The organism is Rubrivivax gelatinosus (assembly GCF_016583785.1).
In the GTDB taxonomy this organism is placed as follows: Bacteria; Pseudomonadota; Gammaproteobacteria; order Burkholderiales; family Burkholderiaceae_C; genus Rubrivivax; species Rubrivivax gelatinosus_B.
On sequence record NZ_NRRU01000219.1, the window covers coordinates 1 to 1,076 of the forward strand.

The following is a 1,076-nucleotide window of genomic DNA, read 5'->3' on the forward strand; positions in this document are numbered from 1 at the left end:
GCGGCCAGACCAGGCCCAGCGTCGCGGCAAGCAGCGCCAGCCCGCTCATCTGCAGCGCGCAGCCGGCCAGCAGCATGCGCAGCGCACCGAAGCGCGTGACCAGCCGCGCACTCGCCAGCGCGCTGGCGAAATAGGCGGCGCCGAGCACGATGAAGCAGTTGCCGGACTGCATCGCGTCGAGCCCGGCACCGGCCTGCAGCGCCAGCGCCAGCACGAACATGAAGCCGCTCCAGCAGGCGAAGAACAGCATCCCGAGCAGCAGCGCGAAGCGCACGCCGGGCAGGCGCAGCAGCGACGGCGGCAGCAGCGGCTGGCGGCCGGCGGCTTCCTCGCGCCGCTGCTGCGCGGCGAGCAGCACCGCCAGCGGCACGGTCGCCGCCAGCGCTGCCAGCAGGGCCGGAGGCCAGCCCAGCGCCGGGCCCAGCGCCAGCGCCAGCGGCAGCATCAGCAGCAACAGCAGGGCCGCCAGCAGCGCCGCGCCGCCCAGGTCCAGCGGCGTGCGGCTCGGTGCCCGCGTCTCGGGCACGGCGCGCCGGCTGGCCAGGGCCAGTGCGCACACCGGCAGGTTGATCAGGAAGACGCTGCGCCAGCCGCTGCCGAACAGGTCGGCCGTGACCAGCGCGCCGCCCAGCACCTGGCCGACGATGAAAGCGATGCCGCCGAGCGAGCCGTAGAGCGCGACCGCCCGTGCATGCGCGGCGCCGCGCAGGCTGACGTGCAGCGTCGCCAGGATCTGCGGCACCAGCAGCGCGGCGCCCAGCCCCTGCAGCACACGCCCGGCCAGCAGCATGGGCACGCCGCCGGCCAGGCCGCACAGCAGCGAGGCGAGCGCGAACAGCAGCACGCCGGCGGCGAAGACGCGCCGGCGGCCGAAGTTGTCGCCCAGCCGCCCGCCGGCGGCCAGCCCGACCGCGAAGGCGACGCCGTAGACGGCGACGACCAGCTCCAGCTCCATCGGCGTCGCGTGCAGCGACTGCGCCATCGCGCCCAGCGTGACGTTGACGATCGAGAAGTCGATCTGCGGCAGCAACTGGCCCGAAAACAGAACCGCCAGCCCCCAGCCGCCGAGCTGGGGC

1 protein-coding gene is annotated in these 1,076 nt (G+C 75.2%); it reads right to left on the bottom strand.

Annotated elements, in window-relative coordinates:
- Positions 1 to 1,076: MFS transporter (locus CKO43_RS25465; RefSeq protein ID WP_200380418.1), on the bottom strand; the 1,076-nt coding region annotated here is incomplete at both ends.